The organism is Pontibacter ummariensis (assembly GCF_900188175.1).
Taxonomy (GTDB): domain Bacteria; phylum Bacteroidota; class Bacteroidia; order Cytophagales; family Hymenobacteraceae; genus Pontibacter; species Pontibacter ummariensis.
Genome location: NZ_FZOQ01000016.1, coordinates 20545 through 43863 on the forward strand (window position 1 = coordinate 20545; position 23319 = coordinate 43863).

Annotated in this window: 12 protein-coding genes; 9 read left to right on the top strand and 3 right to left on the bottom strand. The window is 53.7% G+C overall.

Annotated elements, in window-relative coordinates:
• From CHB92_RS16670 to CHB92_RS16680, 3 genes are all read right to left on the bottom strand, one after another.
• Positions 1–1263, bottom strand: coding sequence for a metal-dependent hydrolase family protein (locus CHB92_RS16670; protein WP_089320374.1), 1263 nt, complete (start codon positions 1261–1263; stop codon positions 1–3).
• A 141-nt stretch (positions 1264–1404) separates the two neighbouring features.
• Positions 1405–3069 (bottom strand): M1 family metallopeptidase, encoded by a 1665-nt coding sequence (locus CHB92_RS16675; RefSeq protein WP_089320375.1) that lies wholly within the window; start codon positions 3067–3069, stop codon positions 1405–1407.
• A 203-nt stretch (positions 3070–3272) separates the two neighbouring features.
• Entirely contained in the window at positions 3273–3551 is a 279-nt protein-coding gene (locus CHB92_RS16680; RefSeq protein WP_089320376.1) for a GNAT family N-acetyltransferase, read from the bottom strand.
• A 361-nt stretch (positions 3552–3912) separates the two neighbouring features.
• On the opposite strand from CHB92_RS16680, the gene CHB92_RS16685 reads away from it, so the two are divergent.
• The 9 genes from CHB92_RS16685 to CHB92_RS16725 all read left to right on the top strand — a co-directional run bounded on the left by CHB92_RS16685 (position 3913) and on the right by CHB92_RS16725 (position 23302).
• Complete coding sequence (locus CHB92_RS16685) at positions 3913–6732, top strand: DUF4961 domain-containing protein (protein ID WP_089320377.1); 2820 nt, start codon at positions 3913–3915, stop codon at positions 6730–6732.
• 370 nt (positions 6733–7102) lie between these two features.
• Positions 7103–9697 (top strand): glycoside hydrolase 5 family protein, encoded by a 2595-nt coding sequence (locus CHB92_RS16690; protein ID WP_089320378.1) that lies wholly within the window; start codon positions 7103–7105, stop codon positions 9695–9697.
• Positions 9698–9819: 122 nt separating this feature from the next.
• Positions 9820–12249 (top strand): glycoside hydrolase family 2 protein, encoded by a 2430-nt coding sequence (locus CHB92_RS16695; protein ID WP_089320379.1) that lies wholly within the window; start codon positions 9820–9822, stop codon positions 12247–12249.
• A 113-nt stretch (positions 12250–12362) separates the two neighbouring features.
• Positions 12363–13961, top strand: a complete 1599-nt coding sequence (locus tag CHB92_RS16700; protein WP_089320380.1) for an alpha-amylase family glycosyl hydrolase — start codon at positions 12363–12365, stop codon at positions 13959–13961.
• Between the two features lie 132 nt (positions 13962–14093).
• Positions 14094–15242, top strand: a complete 1149-nt coding sequence (galK, locus tag CHB92_RS16705; protein ID WP_089320381.1) for a galactokinase — start codon at positions 14094–14096, stop codon at positions 15240–15242.
• A gap of 51 nt (positions 15243–15293) precedes the next feature.
• Positions 15294–16325 (top strand): UDP-glucose--hexose-1-phosphate uridylyltransferase, encoded by a 1032-nt coding sequence (locus CHB92_RS16710; protein WP_089320382.1) that lies wholly within the window; start codon positions 15294–15296, stop codon positions 16323–16325.
• Between the two features lie 56 nt (positions 16326–16381).
• Positions 16382–17959, top strand: coding sequence for a sodium/sugar symporter (locus CHB92_RS16715; protein WP_089320383.1), 1578 nt, complete (start codon positions 16382–16384; stop codon positions 17957–17959).
• A gap of 698 nt (positions 17960–18657) precedes the next feature.
• On the top strand, positions 18658–21696 hold the full coding sequence (locus tag CHB92_RS16720) for a SusC/RagA family TonB-linked outer membrane protein (protein WP_089320384.1): 3039 nt from the start codon (positions 18658–18660) through the stop codon (positions 21694–21696).
• Between the two features lie 13 nt (positions 21697–21709).
• Positions 21710–23302 carry a RagB/SusD family nutrient uptake outer membrane protein gene (locus CHB92_RS16725; RefSeq protein ID WP_089320385.1) on the top strand — a complete coding sequence of 531 codons (1593 nt, stop codon included), beginning with the start codon at positions 21710–21712 and terminating at the stop codon, positions 23300–23302.
• Positions 23303–23319 lie beyond the last annotated feature (17 nt).

Here is a 23319-nt window from a genome sequence, read left to right on the forward strand (position 1 = left end):
TTACTTTTTATAGATCGTCCCGTCTTTCATCACCAGGGCTATTTGCCGGATGTTGGCCATGTTGCTCAGCGGATTGCCGTCTACAGCAATGATGTCTGCCAGCAGTCCTGGCTTCAACCGGCCGATCCTGTCGCTTACCTGAAAGACGTCGGCATTCACAGAAGTTGCGGAGCGTAGCACTTGCAGGGGCTCCATTCCGTAAGCTACCATCATTTCCATTTCGCGGGCATTGTCGCCGTGAGAGAACACACCCACGTCTCCCCCCATGCAAATCGTAACACCCGCTTTCATTGCCTCCTGAAAGGTTCTGCGTTTTTGCAGGATGCGGTCGGGGGCCAACTGCTTGCCTTTTTGCCAGCCACGGTACTGCATGATGGCATCGCCGGCAGCAAGGGTAGGGCACAGGGCAACATTGTGCTTCTTCATCAGTTTGTATATCTCCGGGGTAGCGTCATCGCCATGCTCGATGGTGGCAACACCGGCAAGAATTGCCCGGCGCATGCCTTCAGGGGTAGAGGCGTGTGCTACCACAGGCCGGCCGCTGGCACTGGCCACCTCCACAATCTTTTTTAACTCCTCAAGGGTAAAAGTAGGTGCTGCTTCTCCATGAAGGCCCCAGCGGTAATCGGCGTAGACTTTTATCAGGTCGGCGCCCTTGCCGATCTGTGTCCGTACCTCTTTTATCAGTCCGTCCATGCCGTCGGCTACGGCAGCCCCAATCGGGGTTTCTATTTCGTAGCTCAGTTCTTTGGGACCATAACTGCCGGAGGCCACAATGGCCCGGGTAGCAATGAGCATACGCGGGCCGGGTATTACGCCTTTTTCGATGGCCTGTTTCAGGCCTACGTCGTCATAACCTGCACCTTCAGTACCAAGGTCGCGCACGGTGGTAAAGCCAGCCAGCAGGGTGTTGTTCGCATGCACTGTTGCCCTGGCAACACGCTCCGGCCTGGACTCTTTCAGCACCTGGTCGTTCCAGGATGTTTCGTTATAAGGATGCAGAAACAAATGGCTGTGCCCTTCAATGAGGCCTGGCAGCACCGTTTTTCCCTGCAGGTCAATTACCTGTGCGTTGGGTGGAGTATTGCTCAATTGGCCAACGGCTTCAATCTTATTGTTTTTTACCAGCACCTGCCAGTCGTCGTGCATTTCCACGCCGTCAAACACACGATCGGGTTTCAGGAGGTAATAGGTGTCCTGGGCAGACAGAAGGTTAGCGGAAAGCAGTACAAGCAATATCGTGAGGGCGAGAATTCTTTTCATCTGAAAACAGCGGATGTAATGGGGTGCCCAAAATACAAAATATATAGTAGTGGCAGAAGTCCGATGTGCCTGCCCTATAAGCAAAGCGCACCGGCTGGGTACCCAGCCGGTGCGCTTTGCATGTAAAAAAATTAGAAGGCCTTAGGCGGAGGTAACCTTGCCGGAGGTCACGTAAAAGTTGCGGTCTACCGTCAGCTTCGTGTTTTTCTTTACATTTTTCAGTTCCTGCCAGTTTGTGCCTGGCTCCAGCCACTGCGCTTTGTCGTTCAGGTATACTTTCACCGGTAAATCAAAGCCTGCCACGGTATTGGCCCAGCGGTACTGCAGCTTGTTGTCTACCAACCGGTACTCCAGTTTGGGGATGCGCACATCGCGCAGGTACTGGTCAAAAAAGAACTGCAGGTCCCGGCCCACGTGCTGACTCAGGTAGTCCTCGATCTGCGCTGTGGTAACCGTCTGGTGGTAGAACTCCTTGTTGAGGCCCCGCAGGATGCCGCGCCACCTCGCGTCGTCATTCACTACCTGGCGGAGGGTATGCAGCATATTAGCGCCTTTAAAGTACATGTCGCCGGAGCCCGGGTAATTCACATCGTACACGCCAATGATCGGTCTATCGTTCCGAATGTTCTTACGCAGGCCGATCACATAGTCATTTGCTGCCTCAGTACCATAGTGGTAATCCAGGAACAGGGACTCAGAGTAATCTGTAAAGCTCTCGTGGATCCACATATCGGCCGCATCCTTGTAGGTGATGTTGTTGGCAAACCACTCGTGCCCGGACTCATGGATGATGATATAGTCGAACTTATTTCCCCAGCCACTGCCGCTCAAATCGGTGCCCCGGTAGCCGTTCTGGTAGCCATTGCCATAGGTTACGGAGCTTTGGTGTTCCATGCCCAGGTAAGGTACCTCTACCAGCTTGTACCCATCCTCATAAAAAGGATAGGGGCCGAACCAATGCTCAAAGGCCTGCAGCATCTGGCTCACCTGTGCGAACTGCTTTTTGGCCTTGCCTAGGTTATCGCGCAGCACATAGTAGTCCAGGTCCAGCTCGCCTTTCTCTCCTTTATACTTGTCTGAAAAGTGCACATAGTCGCCTAGGTTCACGTTCACCCCATAATTGTTAATAGGGTTGTTTACAAACCAGTGATAGGTATTGCTGCCATCGGCATGCTTCTCCACTTTTCGCAGGCGGCCGTTCGATACATCCATTAAGCCTTTAGGCGTCTTTACGCTGATGAGCATGCTGTCCGGCTCGTCGTACATGTGGTCTTTGTTGGGCCACCACATGCTGGCGCCATCGCCCTGGCAGGAGGTCGCGACAAAAGGGTTGCCATTGGCATCATATTGCCAGGTAAGGCCGCCGCTCCAGGGTGGATTTTCGCTAACCGGTGGTTTGCCGCTATAATATACTTCCACGTGCTTTACAGCCCCGGCTTCTTGTGGCTCTGCTAGCTGTACAAACCAGGCATTGCCATCCTGCTGCACCTTCAGCTCTTTGCCGTTCTGTAGCACCTTCTCCAGGCGCATGGGGGGCTGCAGGTCTATCTGCATGCGCTGCTGCGGCTCCAATACTTTGTACTGGATCGTGTTCATTCCCCGGATGGTGCTGTCGGCAGGGTTTACGGCAATGTTGAGGTGGTAATAGGTGAGGTCCCACCAGGCGCGCTCAGGGGTAATGCTGCCCCGCAGCGTGTCCTGCCGCGTAAACTGCGGCTCCTGGGCATAAGCTTGCGTAGCACCAATGCACAGGCCAGCGGCAAAGAACAGGCGCTTCAGGTTTGTTTGGATAAGCCTTCGTTTCATACGTTTTAAGTGTCTGGGATGCTTTCTTTAAGACGAGCCCCAGGTATAAAAGGGAATTCGATCCAAGAAAGTTGCCAGCCCAAGATAAAACTTTGTGCTGGAGACACCAAAAAGCAAGATGCAGGCGCTTGCCTGCTCCGACATCCGGTAAGGTGGAGGGAAATTCGTATTGTGTTGTTGCTCAGTTCAGGCCGGAATATGCTTTACTCTGGCTGCACGATGTCCTTGTATTCTGGGTGTCGTTTGATATAAGCCGACACGACGGGACAGGAAGGCACGATCTGGTAGTTCTGGGATCGGGCGTAATCCAGGCCTGTTTTCACCAGCTCGTCGGCATAGCCCTTGTTGCGCTCTCCTTCTGGCACAAAGGTATGGTCAAAGTCCATCACGCCACTCTCCGGGTAAGTATAGGTAAGCTCTGCCTCGTCTTTCCCCAGCATGCCATAAAATCGCAGGTCCTCTTCGTCGTGAATGATCTCCATGTGTCGCTATAAATATAAATAGGTGTAAAAAGTATATACGAGGTGTTCCGCCATCTGTTTTTAACCAAATTCCTCTATGCAGTTAAGGGTAATTCTTGCACCGTCGCGCCTGTTGCTTTCTCAAATGTGTGTTCCTGCTAGGCTACAAAGGCCTTAAAAGTCAACATATAACAACAGGTGTACCAAGAGTGGTAACCAGCACATGCTTTAAAGGGGTAATGAGAAAGGCTGAGGATCTAGAACAAATGTGGCGCTACGTAGTATAGTTATGGTACGTGTTTACCCTCAGGAATCACTTTTGTGGCCAGCCGGAGCACGTTTAATATCACTGGTTTTATCGATTACAATAAGTACATAGCCTATGCTCATTTCTACCAAAAAAGTATTCTCGGTTTTCCTGCTTCTGCTTGTCGCCGTACAGGTTTCTGTGCTGGGGCAGGTTGTCACCACCTCGCCGGCCTTTCCTACCGCCGACGAACCTGTTACCTTGACCTTTGATCTGACCCAAGCCAGTGACACACGGGCCGAAGGCTTGCTTGGCAAAACAGATGACGTGTACATCTGGGCGGGGGCAGGCACAACCGTGGATGGGGATGCCTTTGAGTTTCAGCCGCCGGGGCAGACAAACTGGCAACAGCCATTTGAGCCCGGTAAACTGACTTACCTGGGCGACGACCGGTGGGAGATCACTTTAGTGCCACGGGAATATTTTGACGTGCCCGCAGACCAGCCGATCCGAAGGTTGGGGCTGGTGGTAAAAAACGGAAGCGGCACCGCGCAGACAGAGGACCTTTTCGTAAGAGTCTATCCCGACGAGCTGGAGGCAGAGTTTCGTAACCCAACGGAAGAATTGCTTTTTACAGAAGCCAATGCCGCTATACCCATCGAGGCGGCATCTTCCAAAAACGCGACCCTTAGCCTCCTGCAGGATGGAGAGGTGCTCACGAGCGTATCGGACGCTACCAGCCTGGAGTACTCCCTGACTCCCAACGGAGAGCCCGGCGTGCGTCATGAAGTGATACTTAAAGCAGAAACAGCGACAGCAACCGCTGCCGATACCTTTTACTATATCATTGAGCCGGAGCCCGCTGTGGCCGCCCTGCCGGCTGGCGTGGAAGACGGGGTGAACTATGTGGGACCGGATGAAGTCATTCTGTCTTTGTTTGCCCCGGATAAAGAGTTTGTGTATGTGATTGGCGAGTTTAATGACTGGCTGCCCTCCGAGGAGTACCTCCTGAACCGCACGCCAGATGGGGAGCGCTACTGGATACGGCTGGACGGCCTGCCGGTAGGCGAAGAGGTAGCCTACCAGTACCTGGTGGACGGAGAGATAGTGGTAGCCGACCCTTACACGGAGAAGATACTGGACCCTAACAACGACCAGTACCTGACAGCTGCGAATTATCCCGGCCTGAAGCCTTACCCGGAAGGAGCCACAGGCATCGTGTCGGTGCTGCAAACGGACCAGGAGCCGTATGGCTGGCAGGTAGACGACTTCGAACGCCCTGATGCTGATAACCTGGTGATTTACGAGTTGCTGGTGCGCGACTTTTTGGACAGCCGCAACTATGAGACGCTGGCAGATACGCTGACCTACCTGAAGCGCCTGGGAGTGAATGCCATCGAACTGATGCCTGTAACCGAGTTTTCCGGAAACGACTCCTGGGGCTATAACCCCACCTTTTTCTTTGCGCCGGACAAGGCCTATGGCGCCGAAAACCAGCTGAAGGCTTTTATCGACAAAGCCCATGAAATGGGTATTGCCGTGATACTGGACATTGTGCTGAACCAGGCTGATTATGAGAACCCTTATGTGAAGCTTTACTGGGATGGCGACAGACCTGCGGCTAACAGCCCTTTCTTTAACCAGGAGGCGACCCACCCATTCAGTGTGTTTTTCGACTTTAACCATGAGAGCCCGGCCACGCAGGCCTTTGTAGAGCGGGTGACCGAATATTGGCTGGAGGAGTATAACTTCGACGGCTTCCGTTTCGACCTTTCCAAAGGGTTTACACAGAACCAAACAAGCAGCGTAGAGGCCTGGAGTGCTTACGATCCCAGCCGTGTCAACATCCTGAAAGGGATCTATGATGACATCCGCACCTATGATCCGGACGCGTATCTGATCTTAGAGCATTTTGCCGACAACCAGGAAGAAACGGAGCTGGCAGATTACGGCTTTATGCTCTGGGGGAATGCAAACCACGACTTCCGCGCCCTGGCGCGTGGTGACGAAGCGGACCCTAGCTGGATCTCTTATCAAGAGCGCGGCTGGGATGAGCCACAGGTAATAGGTTATATCGAGAGCCATGACGAAGAGCGCCTGCTCTACGACGTGCTGGAGAATGGGGAATCGAGCGGCACTTATGATACGCAAGACCTAACTACTGCCCTAAACCGCTCCAAGCTGGCTGCCGCCTTTGCTTTACTGGTGCCGGGCCCAAAAATGCTTTGGCAGTTTGGGGAGCTGGGCTATGATGTCTCCATCGACCACAACGGCCGTACAGGGGCCAAGCCCGTGCTGTGGGAGTACCAGCAGGACCCGGAACGGCAGAAGCTTTACAACGTGTATGCCGCTCTGATCAACCTGAAGCTTTCACAGCCTGTGTTCCAGACAGACGACTTTAACCTGGATTACGACGATCCTGTGAAACGCCTGACACTGCAGGGGGAGGATAACACAGTGTTTGTAGTCGGCAACTTCGATGTGGAAACCCGCACTGTCCCTGCCAACTTTCCACGGGAAGGTACCTGGTATGACTATTTCTCAGGAGAGGAGCTGAGCGTCACAAACCCGACTGAGGACTTTGTGCTGCAGCCAGGGGAGTTCCACCTCTTCTCAACAGCGCCGCTTCCGGCTCCCCAGGAGGGTTTGGTACCCTGGAGCAACTCTGTGCTTTCAGTAGAAGAGGAAATTGCGGCAGGCAAAAGCCTTGTTGTTTACCCTAACCCGACTCCGGATGATGCAGTGGTGTCACTTACGGGCGACTATAGGGGAAGCGTGTACGTAAATGTATTGGACGCGACAGGTCGCGTGCTGCATAAACTGGAGCTACAGAAAAGTCAGCAGTCTCTGAGGCACCAGTTACTCCTGCAAGACCTGGCAGCCGGCTTGTATTACCTGCAGGTAGAAATTGGCTCGCAGCGAAGTGTGAGGAAGTTAGTGAAAGTAAGTCGGTAAGTTAGACGATACTCTGTGGCCTTCCGGACAGGTAGATATTATACTGCCTGTCCGGAAGGTTTTCTTGTCCACAGGAGGAGCAAGATTAAAAGCTGCCGACAGCATTAGGTCCTGTAACAGAGTGCGTTTATCCCTGTAACACAATTGCAATAGGGCAGAGCGTTTAACGTTGTAATAACGGTGTAACATTGAAAAACAGGCAAAAAATGGCTAATTTTATGTCCCGACGTATCCTGATTACGTACTTCGAGTACCCTTGCTGCCATCCAGCAAGTCTTTAAAGCGCATGCTGCTAAAGCAGTGTGGCAACGTTCTGTAACATTACTAAACCTAAACCAAACAAAAGGCATCCCTGCCTTTCTACTTTAAGATGAGGTTTTCTGCAAAGCTAGCATTAGCGATTCTACTTCTCTGTTCTCTTTTTGTCACTCAAACATCTCTTGCTCAAAAGAGCCCTTCCTCCAAAGACGACCCTGTTTATGTAGACCAGCAGGGCGTACTGCGGTGGAAGAAAAATAACAAAGAGGCGAATTTCTTTGGTGTCAATTATACCGTTCCCTTTGCTTACGGCTACCGCTCACACCAGGCCTTGGGGTTGGACCTGGAAAAGGCCATTGACCAGGACGTCTACCACCTGGCCCGTATGGGCATAGACGCTTTTCGGGTGCACGTGTGGGACACGGAAATCAGTGATTCGGTAGGAAACCTGCTGGAAAATGAGCACCTGCGGCTGTTCGACTACCTGCTCGCGAAACTAAAGGAGCGCAATATCAAGATACTGGTAACCCCGATTGCCTTCTGGGGACCGGGTTACCCCGAGCCGGACGAGCCGACGGCTGGCTTTTCCAGTATCTACAACAAGCAACAGGCGGTAACAAACGAGAAAGCGATACAGGCACAGGAGCGCTACCTGGAGCAGTTCTTCCGGCACGTAAACCCCTACACGGGGCTGACCTACCAGGATGATCCCGACATTATTGCCGCTGAGATCAACAACGAGCCCAAGCACAGTGGCCCTAAAAGCAGAGCCACAGAGTATGTGAACCGTACTGTGGCGGCCGTGCGGGGAACAGGCTGGACGAAACCAATTTTCTACAACATCAGCGAGTCGCCTACCTATGCCGATGCCGTGGCGAAGGCAAACATCCAGGGCGTGAGCTTTCAGTGGTATCCGACCGGGCTGGTGGCCAACCACACGCTGGAGGGGAACTACCTGCCGCACGTAGACGAGTACCGCATCCCTTTCGATACCATCCCGGCGTTTGCCGGCAAGGCCCGCATGGTCTATGAGTTCGACGCTGGCGATATTCTACAGCCTATCATGTACCCGGCGATGGCCCGTAGCTTCCGTGGCGCTGGCTTTCAGTGGGCGACCCAGTTTGCCTATGATCCTCTGGCCACAGCCTATGCTAACACCGAGTACCAGACGCATTACCTGAACCTCGCCTATACCCCGGCCAAAGCCGTCAGCCTGATGATCGCTTCCGAGGCTTTCCATCAGTTGCCGAGAGGCAAAAACTACGGCACCTATCCGCTGGACACCGTTTTCAACGTGTTCCGGGTGAGCTATGACCAGCAGCTGAGCGAGATGAATGCCCCACAGAAGTTCTACTATGCGAACAACACCACTAGCAGACCTGTTAGCCCGTCCAAACTGGAGCACATTGCTGGGGTAGGCAGCTCGCCGGTAGTGCAGTATGCGGGTACAGGCGCTTATTTTATTGATAAACTGGATAACGGCGTCTGGCGGCTGGAAGTAATGCCGGATGCGATCCACGTGCGCGACCCCTTTGGCAAGGCTTCGCCACAGCGACTGGTAACCCGCATTGCCTGGGAGGAGCACCCGATGGCCGTGCAGTTGCCGGGGCTCGGCGAGAGTTTTACCGTGAAGGGGCTGAACCAGGGTAATACGTACAGCACGAAAGCCAGGGGTGGCCGCTTTCAGATACAGCCTGGCACCTACCTCCTGAGCAAAAAGGAGAACCCAAAGATCAGAAAGGAACAGGTAGGGGCTGTTAAGCTAAGAGAGTATGTTGCGCCGGAGCCATTGACAAAGGAGCCCTATGTGTCGCATGAGTCGCGGAACGAGGTGACAGCGGGACAGCCTTTTACCGTAAATGCCAAAATTGTAGGCATAGATACAGCAGCGCAGGTAAGCCTGGTAGCGAATAACCTGTCCGGTGTCTGGAAGACAGTGCCGATGGAAAGGATAGCCCCTTTTAAATATCGCGCCACAGCTCCTGCCGATTTGGTAACGCCTGGCCTGATCAAATACCGCATCGTGGTGCAGACTTCGCAAGGGGAGTTCTTTACCTTTCCGGGAGCGCACCAGGGCAATCCCTGGGCATGGGATTACGTGCAGGGCGACGATACCTGGCAGACTTTCGTGGCTCCGGAAAACGGCGCCCTCGAGATCTTCAACGCCACCACCGATCAGGACATTTATGTGTACCCGAACTTGTGGCGCAGCGATGAGCGTCGGCTGATCACGGGGGAAAGACCGGGCCAACTAATCCTGCGCCTGGCAGCCAAGGAGTTGAACGGCTCTGATGTGATGGGCTGGCAGTACTACTTTGGCGACAAAGTGAAAGGGCGCGCGTCGGAGCTACAAGGATTTGACAAACTGGTGATCCGGGCCCGTACCACGAATGCTGAATCGGTACAGGCCAAAGTTACCCTTATTACCGATGATGCTTCCGGCTACGCGGCCAATGTAACGCTGGACAACACGTTGCGGGAGATCGAAGTCCCCTTAAGCAGCCTGAAGCCTTCCTCCTTTATGCTGCTTCCTCGTCCTTATCCGGGTTTCCACCCTTTCTGGTTTAAGCCCGGCGCTGTAGAGCCCTTCGAAGTGGGGCAGGCAGAGAAGTTTGAGATCACCGTAGGCGAGGGGGTGCCGGCGACAGAAAAAGGAAAGCCCTATACCCTGGAGGTAGAGTCGGTGTGGCTCGAGAAAAGCAAGTAGTGGCCGCTTCATGCTTTAAACCCCTGCCCCTCACAGGAGGGGCAGGGGTGGGTAACACATCAGGTACACACGTAGAGCACCGCGCTTAAGCGGCATGCAACACTTTCTGAATACCGATAACCATGAACCATATATCAAACCTAAAATATTTCGCCTTTATCCTGCTCCTGAGCAGCTTTGTTATAAGTTGCCAGACCCAGGAAAGAACTCCTGCAACTAGCGCTGCTGTGCGCCCAGCATCCGTGATTAACTTTAACGATGACTGGGAGTTTGTAAAAGATATCGACACAACGAACGCAGGCCTGCGCCTTTCTGACAAGAGCCAGGATCAGACCCAATGGGAGCAGGTAACCCTGCCCCATACTGCCCGCATCGAACCGATTGAAAAAACCGAACAGCAGTGGCAGGGAGATGCCTTTTACCGCAAAACCTTCCAGGTGCCGGCGAGCGACAAGGGACGCCACATCGCCCTCAAGTTTGAGGCAGCCATGCAGGTGGCGGACGTGTACCTGAACGGTGAGCGCGTGTTTCAGCACAAAGGAGGCTACCTGCCTTTCTATGTCGACATCTCCAACGAGGTAAACTACGGCGAGGAGAACACCCTGCTGGTAAAGCTGAATAACGAGGATAACCCGGTAGTGCCGCCCGGCAAGCCGTTGGAAGACTTGGACTTTAACTACTACAGCGGCCTGTATCGCAATGTTTACCTGCTTAACAAAGACAAACTGCACATCTCAGACCCTATCGCTGCTAACCGTGTGGCAGGCGGAGGCGTCTTTCTGCACTACGATACCGTGAGCCAGGATCGGGCTGTTTTAATGGTGCAGACGGAGGTGAAGAACGACCATCCAGAGGCAAAGGCAGCGCGTATCCGATCTGTCCTTAGAGACAAGCAGGGAAATGTGGTAGCCGAACAGCTATCAGAGCCCCTTACTGTGGAAGAAGGAGCGTTCGGTACGTTCAAACAGCGGCTTAACATCACCAATCCCAATCTCTGGTCACCGGATAGTCCTTACTTGTATGATTTAAGCGTGGAGTTGGTGCAGGACGGACAGGTACTGGATCAGACTGACCTGCGAACAGGGGTGCGCTCTTTCCGCTTTGCCGCGGATGGCTTTTACCTGAACGGCGAAAAGCTGTTCCTGCGCGGCACGAACCGCCACCAGGAGTACCCTTATGTAGGCTATGCCCTGTCCGATAATGCCCGTTACCGCGACGCTTACAAGATAAAAGAGGCAGGTTTTAACTTTGTCCGCTCCTCGCATTACCCGCAGTCACCGGCCTTTCTGGACGCTGCCGATGAGCTGGGTTTGCTGGTAATGGATGCCATACCCGGTTGGCAGTTCTTTGGGAACGAGGAGTTTCAGGAAAGAAGCCTGCAGGATACGCGGGAGATGGTGCGCCGCGACCGCAACCACCCCTCGGTGGTGGTATGGGAAGCTTCGCTGAACGAATCGGGCATGACCGAAGAATTTATGGAAGCAGCTGACAGGGCCGTGCACGAGGAATACCCCTTTGAAGACGCTTATTCCAGTGGTTGGGTCGACTATGCCTACGATGTGTTTAACCCCGCCCGCCAGCACGCTAAAGCCCCTGATTACTGGAACAAGTACGACAAGGATAAGCCCCTGTTCATTGCCGAGTATGGTGACTGGGAGTACTATGCGCAGAATGCTGGCTTTAACCAGAAGCAGTTCGAAGACCTGAAAGAGGAGGAGCGCACCTCCCGTCAGCTGCGTGGCTTTGGGCAGAAGCGCTTGCTGCAGCAGGCTTTGAACTACCAGGAAGCCCATAACAGCAACCTGCAGGGACCGGCCGTGGGCGATGCCAACTGGCTCATGTACGACTACAAGCGTGGTTATGCCCCGGATATTGAGTCTTCCGGGATCATGGATATTGTGCGCCTGCCCAAGTTTGCCTATTACTTCTATCAGAGCCAGGCAGGGCCGGAGCTGGATGAGCAGGAGGTGTTTGCCAAGCCGATGATCTTTATCGCCAACTACTGGAATGACCCGACGCTGAAGACGGTGAAGGTGTACAGTAACGTGGACGAGGTCGAGCTGCAGCTGAACGGCAAAACCATTGCCCGCCAGAAGCCCGATCAGGACCGCTACTCTACTCACCTGAATCACCCGCCGTTTACCTTTGAAGTGCCACAGTTCGAGCCAGGCACCCTGAAGGCAATCGGCTACTTGGACGGAAAACCCATCGTGGAAACGATACGACGCACGCCCGGAGCACCGGCAAAGCTAGGTTTACGCGTAGACTATAGCGGCAAAAAAGTAAAGCCAGGTACCAACGACATGGTGTTTGTGTATGCCGACATACTGGACCAGCAGGGGACTATTGCCCCGGAGGCTACCAACCCGGTTACCTTTACCGTAGCGGGAGATGCCGAGATCGTGGGCACTAATGTAGTAGATGCTGAGGCGGGCATCGCAGCAATCCTTTTAAAAGCCGGAAAAACCCCGGGGCCACTAAAGGTGACAGCAAGTGCCCCTGGACTCCAAAATGCTACCACAACCGTAGAAGTAAAGACAGAAGGCCGCTAAACTTGTACCTCCTGTCGCAGAGGTGTCAGGGAAGCTTTGGAGAACATAATACGAAATACTAAATGATTGCCGTGGGCTTTTTAGGCCACGGCAGCTAATTCAATTAAATACCTATGAATAAGAGAAGCGTACAGCATCTTCTATTAGCCCTTTCGCTGGGCTGTATGACAACCGCCTGCAGTACCACCGACAAAGCCGCCGCTGGTCAGCAGGCAGTGGCGAGTACTTCCAAAGAGAAAGTAAGTGACTGGCCCCGGGGCGTTACCTACGAGATCTTTGTGCAATCTTTCTGCGATTCAGACAACGACGGAATCGGGGACATCAAAGGAATGACCTCCAAGCTCGATTACCTGGCTGACCTGGGGGTAGAGGCCGTGTGGCTGATGCCCATCGGTCCCTCGCCTTCTTACCATAAGTATGATGTAACCGACTACTACGGGGTGCACCCGGACTACGGCACCCTGGAAGACTACAAGGAATTTATCGAAGAGGCGCATGAGCGAGGCATCAAAGTCGTAATGGACCTGGTAGTGAACCACTCCGGGGTAGACCATCCCTGGTTTCAGGAAGCCCTTCGTAACCCGAACAGCCCTTACCGCAATTACTATGTGTGGGCGCATAAGGATGACCCGGAAACGCAGAAAGAAGGAAAAATCATTTCTGGGGATTCCGGCAACGTAAACCGCTGGCATAAAGTGGCCAACAGCGACTCGCTGTACTACGGTTACTTCTATGGTGGTATGCCGGACCTGAACTTCGATAATCCGAAGCTACGCCAGGAGATCTTTAACGTGGGCAAGTTCTGGCTGGAAGAAGTAGGCGTGGACGGTTTCCGCCTGGATGCTGCCCGTCATATCTTCCCGGATGACAGGGCCGAGGACAGCCACCGGTGGTGGGAAGAGTTCCGCAGCGAAATGAGAAAGGTGAAAGACGACGTGTACCTGGTGGGCGAAGTATGGGCCAGTGCCAATGAGGTGGCGCCGTATATGCAAGGCCTTCCGGCTCTCTTTAACTTTGACATAGGAGGGGCCATCGTAAACGCGGTGCAGCAGGAGGATGCCGGTATGCTGGTAGAGAATCACAAGAAAATCCGGAACTTCTATAAAACGGTAAATCCGGATTATGTGGATGCGACGTTTATCACCAACCACGACCAAAACCGCATCATGAGCGAGGTAAACGGGGATGTGAACAAGGCCAGGATGGCGGCCGCCCTGCTGTTTACCCTACCAGGCTCTCCTTACATTTATTACGGGGAGGAGATCGGCATGCAGGGTAAGAAGCCGGACGAGCTGATCCGGGAACCCTTTATCTGGGAGGAGAAAGAAGAGGACGATTGCCGTGCCACCTGGATGGAGCCCAAGTACAACACCGATGAAACCGTTACCCCGGCAGACGAGCAGTTGGAGGATGACGATTCGCTGCTCAATCACTACCGGGACCTGATTCACCTCAGAAACAACAGCAGTGCGCTTACCTATGGAGAGTTGGAGCCAGTAAATCTGAACGTAAAAGGTGTAACAGCCTTTTTAAGAAAACACGGTGAAGACACGGTGCTGGTGCTGCACAACCTAACCGGGCAGGAGAAGACCGTAAACAGACCAGCATACCTGGAGCAGTACGATGAAGTGCTGTTTAAAACCCAAGAGGTAGAGTTGGATGAAAACGAAATAGAGCTCGAACCTTACAGCACGGTCGTCCTGCAGTTCTAGGAACTGTAGGAAAGTGAACACGCCGTAGTCAGCAGGAGGCCTTTGCTTTTATTTATTACCCTTTTCGTTTTTTTATTAGATTTATCAGATATTTAAAATTACTCCGGGCCTCTTGGAGTAAAACATACAAAAATGCTAAACGAGATTACCGATAAGTTTAAGGAGCTGTACGGAGAGGACCCGGTGGTGGTGCGCTCGCCGGGCCGCGTGAACCTGATTGGGGAGCACACGGACTACAACGAGGGTTTCGTGCTGCCGGCGGCCATCAACAAGGAGATCCTCTTCGCCCTGGCTCCCAACCATACGGACACCTTCAGGGTTTACGCTTTCGACCTAAAAGAGCAGGCCGAGTTTGCCCTGAGCGACGTCAGGCGCTCGGGTATTGGCTGGGCCAACTACCTGCTCGGCGTGATCGCCCAGTTCCAGAAAGCGAACCTGGAGGTGAGGGGCTTCGACCTGGTGTTCGGGGGCAACGTGCCCATCGGGGCGGGGCTTTCCTCTTCGGCCGCCGTGGAGTGCGGCCTGGCCTACGGGCTGAACCACCTCTTCGGGCACAACCTGGAGAGGTTCACGATGGTGAAGATGGCCCAGAAGGCCGAGCACGAGTACGCCGGCGTGATGTGCGGTATCATGGACCAGTTCGCCAGCATGTTCGGCAAGCAGGCCCACGTGGTGAAGCTGGACTGCCGCTCCCTGGACTACGCCTACTATAACTTCGACATGAGGGACTACCGCATCGTGCTGTGCGACACGCAGGTGAAGCACTCGCTGGCCTCATCCGAGTACAACACCCGCCGGCAGGAGTGCGAGGCGGGGGGGGCGATCCTACACAGGCACTACCCGCAGGTGCACAGCCTGCGCGACGTAACGGTCCAGATGCTGGAGAAGCACCAGGCAGAGTTTGACCCGGTGGTCTACAGGCGCTGCAGCTACGTGGTCAATGAGAACAACCGCGTGGAGGCCGCCTGCCAGGACTTGGAGCAGGGCGACATGAAGGCCTTCGGCGAGAAGATGTACGCCTCCCACCACGGCCTGCAGCACAACTACGAGGTAAGCTGCCCGGAGCTGGACTTCCTGGTGGAGCAGGCAAAGCGATCGGACGCCGTGCTGGGCGCCCGCATGATGGGCGGGGGCTTTGGCGGCTGCACCATCAACATCGTGCAGGTAAACGCCATAGACGCTTTCACCGTGCAAATGGAGCAGGCCTACCGGCAGCAGTTTGACGTGCAGCTGAAGACCTACATTGCCGAGATCGTGGACGGCAGCAGTTTAGTTGGTTAAGACCAGGGGTGCCATGGCCCCGGCTGTGGCATCTGTATGAAAACAGTACCTATGTCATCATTTGATTTGGCGGAGCATCCGCACCGTAGATATAACCCCCTGAGTGGCGAGTGGGTCCTGGTGTCGCCGCACCGGGCCAAGCGGCCCTGGCAGGGGCAGCAGGAGGAAGCCAGCCGGGAGCAGCGCCCGGAGTACGACCCTTCCTGTTACCTGTGCCCGACAAACGAGCGGGCCAACGGGGAGCACAACCCCGCCTACAAGTCTACCTATATATTCGAGAACGACTTCGGCGCCCTGCGGGCCGACACGCCCACCGGCTCCTTTGCAAAAGGAGGCCTGCTGCGTGCCGAGAGCGAGCGGGGCATCTGCAAGGTCATCTGCTTTTCGCCCCGCCACGACCTGACCCTGCCCGAGATGGAGGTGGGGGACATCCGCAAGGTGGTGGACCTGTGGCAGCAGGAGTACGAGGAGCTGGGCAAGCTCGACTTTATCAAACACGTGCAGATCTTTGAGAACAAGGGGTCGGTGATGGGCAGCAGCAATCCGCACCCCCACGGGCAGATCTGGGCGCAGAGCACGGTGCCGGGCGGCCCGGCCAGGGAAGCCGCGCAGCAGAGGGAGTACTACGAGCGGGAGGGACGCAGCCTGCTGCAGGATTACCTGGCCGTTGAGCAGGAGGAGAAAGAGCGCATCCTGTTCGAGAACGAGCACTTTGCGGCGCTGGTGCCTTTCTGGGCCGTGTGGCCCTTCGAGACGATGCTCATCCCCAAGCGGCACATGCAGCACATCGGGCAGATGGGCGAGGAGGAGAAGGACGCCTTCGCCGAAGCCCTGAAGCGGCTGACGGGCGCCTACGACCAGGTCTTTAACGTCTCTTTCCCTTACTCCTCGGGCATACACCAAAGCCCGACAGACGGGCAGGGGCACCCGGAGTGGCACCTGCACATGCACTTTTACCCGCCCCTGCTGCGCTCGGCCTCTGTGAAGAAGTTTATGGTGGGCTACGAGATGATGGGCGACCCGCAGCGCGACATCACCCCGGAGACAAGTGCAGCCAGGCTCCGAGACCTGATCTTATCTTAAGCAAATACCTTATCCGAAAACGAAACCCTGACCACCCTTACTAACAAAAGCAGCAAATGAATTTTTCAACGCTAGACATTGTCATTTTTATCGGTTACTGCGTGCTGATCATAGCCGTCGGCATTCTGGTATCCCGCGAGAAAAAAGGGCATGACAAAAACTCCACCGATTACTTTCTGGCCAGTAAGTCCCTCCCTTGGTGGGCTATTGGCGCCTCCCTTATCGCCTCCAACATCTCTGCCGAGCAGTTTATCGGTATGTCGGGGTCTGGCTTTGCGGTAGGTCTGGCCATTGCCAGCTATGAGTTTATGGCCGCGGCCACGCTTATTATTGTGGCCAAGTACTTCCTGCCAATCTACATCAAGGAGAATATTTACACGATGCCGCAGTTCCTGAAACTGCGCTATGATGACCGCATCCGTACGAGCCTGGCTATTTTCTGGATCATGCTCTACATCTTCGTAAACCTGACCTCTGTCCTTTACCTTTCAGCCCTGGCGCTAAGTGTGGTGCTGGGTTTCTCCACTACAGAGGCCATCATCGCGCTTGCCTTCGTGTCAGTTGCCTACTCTATCTACGGTGGTCTGAAAGCCGTTGCCTGGACAGACGTGATCCAGGTGGTTTTCCTGATCTTAGGTGGCCTGATTACAACCTATCTGGCGCTGGATGCTGTTAGTGGCGGGCTTGGTGCCTGGGAGGGCCTGGGCAGGCTGTACCGCGAAGCACCAGACAAGTTTGATATGATCCTGACAGAGGAGAACCCTTTCTATAAAGACTTGCCAGGCATTACTGTGCTGGTAGGGGGTATGTGGATCGCGAACATCAGTTACTGGGGCTTTAACCAGTACATCGTGCAGCGTGCCCTTGCTGCCAAAAGCGTGAAAGAAGTGCAGTGGGGCCTTGCCTTTGCCGCCTTCCTGAAGCTGTTGATTCCATTGGTGGTGGTGATTCCGGGGATCGCCGCTTTTGTGCTGAATGCCGAAATAAGCCGCTACGATGAGGCTTACCCTTGGCTGCTCGGGAACCTGGTGCCAACGGGTATCAAAGGCCTTGCCTTTGCCGCGCTGATTGCTGCTGCGCTTTCTTCGCTCAGCTCTATGATGAACTCGACCGCCACGATCTTTACCCTGGATATTTATAAGTCGCACCTGAAACCGGCCGCGAACGAGAAAGAACTGGTAACCGTAGGCCGTTTAGTTAGCTTAGTGTCTATTATTATTGCAGCAGTGGTGGCGCAGCCTTTACTGGCAGGGCAGGAGCAGGTGTTTCAGTTCATCCAGAAGTACACGGGCTACGTTAGCCCAGGCATTGTAGTGCTGTTTATCTTCGGCCTGTTCTGGAAGAAAACAACGTCCAATGCCGCTTTAGCAGCCGCCATTGCCTCCGTGCCGGTCAGCATTCTCATCGACCTGAGCTTCCCCCTGATGCCTTTCCTCGATCAGATGGGACTGGTGTTCCTGCTCTTGTCTGCGCTGGTGATCATTTACTCCTTGTATGAGAACAAGGCCAAGAAGAGAGTGCCGGAGAACTATGTGCGGTTGGAAAAAGGGATGTTTGCCTCGAACGGTATTTTTAATGTAGCCTCCACCGTGATCGTAATGATCATAGCCGCGATCTATATTATCTTCTGGTAAGCAAAGTCCCTTCCCTGTAGGGGGCTGAACAGTTAAACGGGCCTCTGTATTGTTTCTGCCTGAGAAGGGGGAGACAGTGCAGAGGCCCGTGCTGTTTTAGATGTTGTCCAGGCAGGGCGGCAACGGAACTGGTGGGCCTTCGGGAGAGCATGGTTTATGCGTTTTCCCGGAGGCCCGCTGCTTTTATAGCTTTTGTATGATGCTATAAATATCCCGTAAACAGCTGTAAAGTAAGGGTTAATGGCCTTTTAGGGGAAATTTCCTGTTAAATTTTTTGCCTTAGGTGTAGTAAACCCCGTAAAAGAAGATGCTGCCCTCTAAAAGGCATCCCAAAGCACGTTAGAACGTTACAAAGGGAGTAGCTAGCGGGAGGCGTAAACAATAGCTGGCGGTGCCTGTTTTTTTAAGGTGACGCCCGATTTACAGCAGGCGAAGGCTTTGGTGAAAGTAGACCAGGAGAGTCGCCTCGATACTAAAAACGATTTATTTAAAAGTGATTGATTATCCTTTATCGGCCACGAAAGCGGCAAGTACTTTCCTGAGCACCCCTAACCCGGAAAGTCCAGAAAAATGTAACAGTTGGACCTATCCCACGTCAAACACCCTACGCGCCTTCAGGCGCCCGTTACAAGAAGAGAACTTTACAGAAGTTTTACCACTAGAATTTGATCTAACATCTTACCATTAACCTAAAACCTATGCGAGAAAAGTCTACAAAACGGCTAAGTTCCTTTGGCTTAACTGTTGCTTTGTGCTGCCTTTATCTCACGGGCCATGCCCGTGAGTATGATGAGGCAAGTAGCACGATGGCTACAAGTAGTAGCAGAGTAGAAACAGAGCGAAGCCCGCTGCAAGGAAATGTAGTGCGCGGAACTGTAGTTGGAGAGAACGGAACGCCTCTGCCAGGGGTAACCGTTGTTTTAAAAGGCACTACCCGGGGCACGGCCACCGGGGTAAACGGTGATTTTACGCTTGCAGTACCAGCAGAGGGTGGCACGCTTGTGTTTAGCTATATCGGGTATGAGCCGCAGGAAGTCCCAATTGACGGGCGCGAGCAGATCGATGTCGTGCTGTCTACTGACGTGGAGGCACTCGAAGAGGTGGTTGTCGTGGGTTACGGCACCCAGAAGAAGAGTGATTTGACTGGCTCCGTAACGGCAGTGGGAGAAGAGGACTTTCAGGAGGGGAATATCACCACACCTGAGCAGTTGATTGCTGGTAAAGTGGCCGGTGTGCAAATTACCCCAAGCGGTGGTGCGCCGGGTGCTGGTAGCCAGATCCGTATCCGGGGCGGCGCTTCCCTGAATGCGAGCAACGATCCGCTGATTGTGATTGACGGAGTACCAGTAGACAACAACGGGATCTCTGGCACTGCCAACCCGCTGTCGCTGATCAACCCGAACGATATCGAGTCTTTTAACATCCTGAAGGATGCCTCGGCTACGGCCATCTATGGCTCCAGGGCGTCGAACGGGGTGATCATCATTACCACCAAAAAAGGACGTGCTGGGGATAAGTTTAAAGTAACCCTTAACTCCCTGGCTTCTATTTCACAGCTGCGGGACCAGGTGGACGTATTGCAGGGGGATGAGTTTCGGGAAGCCGTGAATCGCTATGCCACACCCGCAAACAGGGAACTGCTAGGGGAGGCAAACACCGATTGGCAGGACCTTATTTTCCGGGACGCAATCAGCCATGACCACAACCTGAGTGTGAGCGGCTCCATCAGCGAAGTGCCTTACCGGGTATCGGTAGGCCACCTGAGCCAGGAGGGTATCCTGCTGACATCTGAGTTGGAAAGAACCACAGGTTCCCTGAGCCTGAGTCCGCAGTTCTTTGATGAGAGCTTACGCGTAAACCTGAATTTGAAAGGTATTTATGCCGAAAACCGCTTTGCGAACGAAGGGGCGATCGGCGCAGCGGTTGTTTTTGACCCTACGCAGCCGGTGTACCAGGATAATGAGTTCGGGGGCTATTTCGAATGGGTGGATGAAAATGGTTTGCTGAACACACTTGCACCACGTAACCCACTTAGCATGCTGGAGCAGCGCGACGACAGGAGCGAGGTGCTCCGCAGCATCGGTAGCCTGCAACTGGATTACAGTATGCCCTTTGTCGACGGCCTTAGAGCTAATCTGAATCTTGGCTATGATGTATCGGAAAGTGAGGGACAGGTAATTCTACCCCCGACACTGGCATCAGTCTATACCCAGGGCGGTAGCATCAACGAGTATGAGCAGGAGAAAGTAAACAAGCTGTTGGACTTCTACCTGAATTATACGCAAGATTATGAGGAGATTGACAGCCGGGTGGATTTGACGGCGGGTTACTCTTACCAGAAATTTACGAACGAGATTCCTCCATTTGCTACACTGAACTTTGTGGGCGATACCATTACGCGTGCGCCGAACCCTATCGAGACAAACAACGTGTTGGTGTCTTTCTTTGGAAGGTTGAACTACGTATTCAAAGAGAAATACCTGTTAACAGCCACTGTGCGCCGGGATGGTTCGTCCCGTTTCAGCCCGGATAACCGCTGGGGAACGTTCCCAGCCCTGGCCCTTGCCTGGAGAATTATCGAAGAACCTTTCCTGGAGGCCCAAACTGTTTTCTCTGACCTGAAAATACGAGGGGGCTATGGCATTACCGGGCAGCAGGACATAGGCGGGTTCTACCCTTACCTGCCCAGGTATGTGTACAGTAACGTGGAGGGTAGCTACCTGCTAGGAGATACATATTACCGCACCTTACGCCCGCAGGGCTACGACGTCAACATTAAGTGGGAGGAGACAGAAACCTGGAACGCCGGTATCGATTTCGGCTTGTTCAACAACAAACTGACTGGTAGCTTGGAATACTACTTTAAGCAGACCGATGATCTGCTTTCACAGATTCCGGTGCCTGCTGGTTCCAACCTGACAAACCGCTTGTTTACCAACGTGGGTAGCATTGAGAACGAAGGGGTGGAAGCCGTACTGAACTACTATGCTGTCAGCAATGAGAACATTAACTGGGAGCTTGGCTTTAACGCCACCTATAACCGTAACGAGATCACAAACCTGAGCAGAGTGCAGGATGATGCTGCGGTAGGCATACAGGTAGGTGGTATTGGTGGCGGTGTTGGTAACACGATCCAAATCCACACAGTTGGCTACCCTACCTTCTCTTACTATGTGTACAAACAGGTGTATGACGATAACGGCAGGCCGATTGAGGGGCTGTACGCCGACCTGAACGACGATGGTGCTATCACCGATGAGGACCTGTACCGTTTTGAGGACCCTACTCCGGACTGGTACCTGGGCTTTACCTCCCAGTTCTCTTATAAAAAGTGGAGCCTAGGCTTTGTGCTGCGCGGGGCCTTTAACAACTATGTGTATAATAACATCAAAGCCAATGCGTTCTATAATAACCTGGACTGGAATGGCTACCTGTTAACCATCCCGACCTATGTGCGCGACTTCGGTTTCCTGGGTGTTAACGACCCGAACCGTCAGTACTCTGACTACTTCGTAGAGAACGCTTCTTTTGTGCGCATGGACAACATCAACCTGGGCTATAACTTCGACAACCTACTGGATGATAGGGTGAACGTACGGGTAACCGCCAGCGGCCAAAACGTGTTCATTATCACAGACTATGATGGCCTGGATCCGGAGGTAACAGGGGGCATCGATAACAACTTCTACCCAAGGCCCCGCATCTGGTCTTTAGGTGTTCAACTTGAGTTTCAATAATTAATCGATAAAAATGAAGACCAATTATATAAAGAGTATTCTGCTTGCAGGGCTAATGGCTTTTACGACTGTGTCGTGCGTTGACGACCTGGATCAGGAGCCGCCTTATGAGGTTACCTCGGCCTCTGTATACAGAGACTTCGTAAATTACAAGCAAGTGCTGGCCAAGATATACGCCGGCTATGCCCTAACCGGACAGCAAGGCCCTGCGGGTGACCCGGATATTTTAGGGGGCGACGAAGGTTTCTCCTCCTACCTGCGCCAGTACTGGCAGTTACAGGAACTGCCTACCGACGAAGCCGTGATTGGCTGGGGAGACGTTGGCCTTTCGGACCTGCATGAGATGGACTGGACGCCAAACAACCAGTTTATCACCGCCATGTTTGCCCGTATCTTTTACCAGGTATCCCTTACCAATGAGTTTATCCGGGAAACAACAGATGCCAAGCTCGAAGAGCGTGGCATTACGGGGGCCAACCTCGAGCTGGCCAAGGAGTACCGGGCCGAAGCACGCTTCCTGCGTGCCCTCAGCTACTGGCATGCGCTGGACCTTTTCGGAAGCGTGCCTTTCGTAACAGAGGAAGATGAGGTAGGCGCTTTCTTCCCGGAGCAGATTTCCCGTGAGGAACTGTTTAACTACATCGAGTCGGAGCTGCTGGCGATTGAGGATGAGCTTGTGCCGGCACGACAGAACGAATACGGTAGGGCAGACCAGGCCGCAGCCTGGACCTTGCTGACCAAACTGTACCTAAACGCAGAGGTGTACACTGGGGAGGAGCGTTATGCAGATGCCGTCACCTATGCCGAAAAAGTGATTGGTGCAGGTTATGAATTGGAGGAAAACTACGAGAACCTCTTCCTGGCCGATAACAACACGGCAGACGGGATTATCTTCGCCATTGCCTTCGACGGGTTAAGAACACAGACCTATGGTGGTACTACTTACCTGGTGCACGCACCTGTTGGCGGCTCTATGGATCCTGCTGAGTTCGGTATAGACGGGGGCTGGTCTGGCCTGCGCACCACCGAACAGATCGTAGACCTTTTCCCGACTACTACCGGGGTGATCGATGAGCGTGCCATGTTCTATACGGAGGGGCAGGCAGAGGTTATCAATGATATCACAGATTTCACAGATGGTTACCCCATTACCAAGTACAGAAATGTTACTTCTACAGGCGAAGTAGGGTCGCATCCGGGCAGAGTGTTCGTAGACACCGACTTCCCGATGTTCCGCCTGGCGGATGTATACCTGATGTATGCAGAAGCAGTACTGCGTGGCGGTGGCGGTGATGTTGGAATGGCGCTGGAGCTAGTGAATGCCCTGCGCGAGCGTGCATACAACGATGATGTGGCTGGCAGAATATCTGCGAACGAGTTAACCCTGGACTTTATCCTGGACGAGCGTGCGAGGGAGTTGAGCTGGGAAGCGCAGCGCCGGACAGACCTGATCCGCTTTAACAAGTTTACCACAGACAATTACCTGTGGGCCTGGAAAGGCGGCGTACCAACAGGAACAGCGGTACCAGAGTTTAGAGAAATCTATCCTATTCCTACTGCTGACATCCTCGCTAACCCGAACCTGGAGCAAAACCCAGGCTATTAACGACATATTTAGCAGTG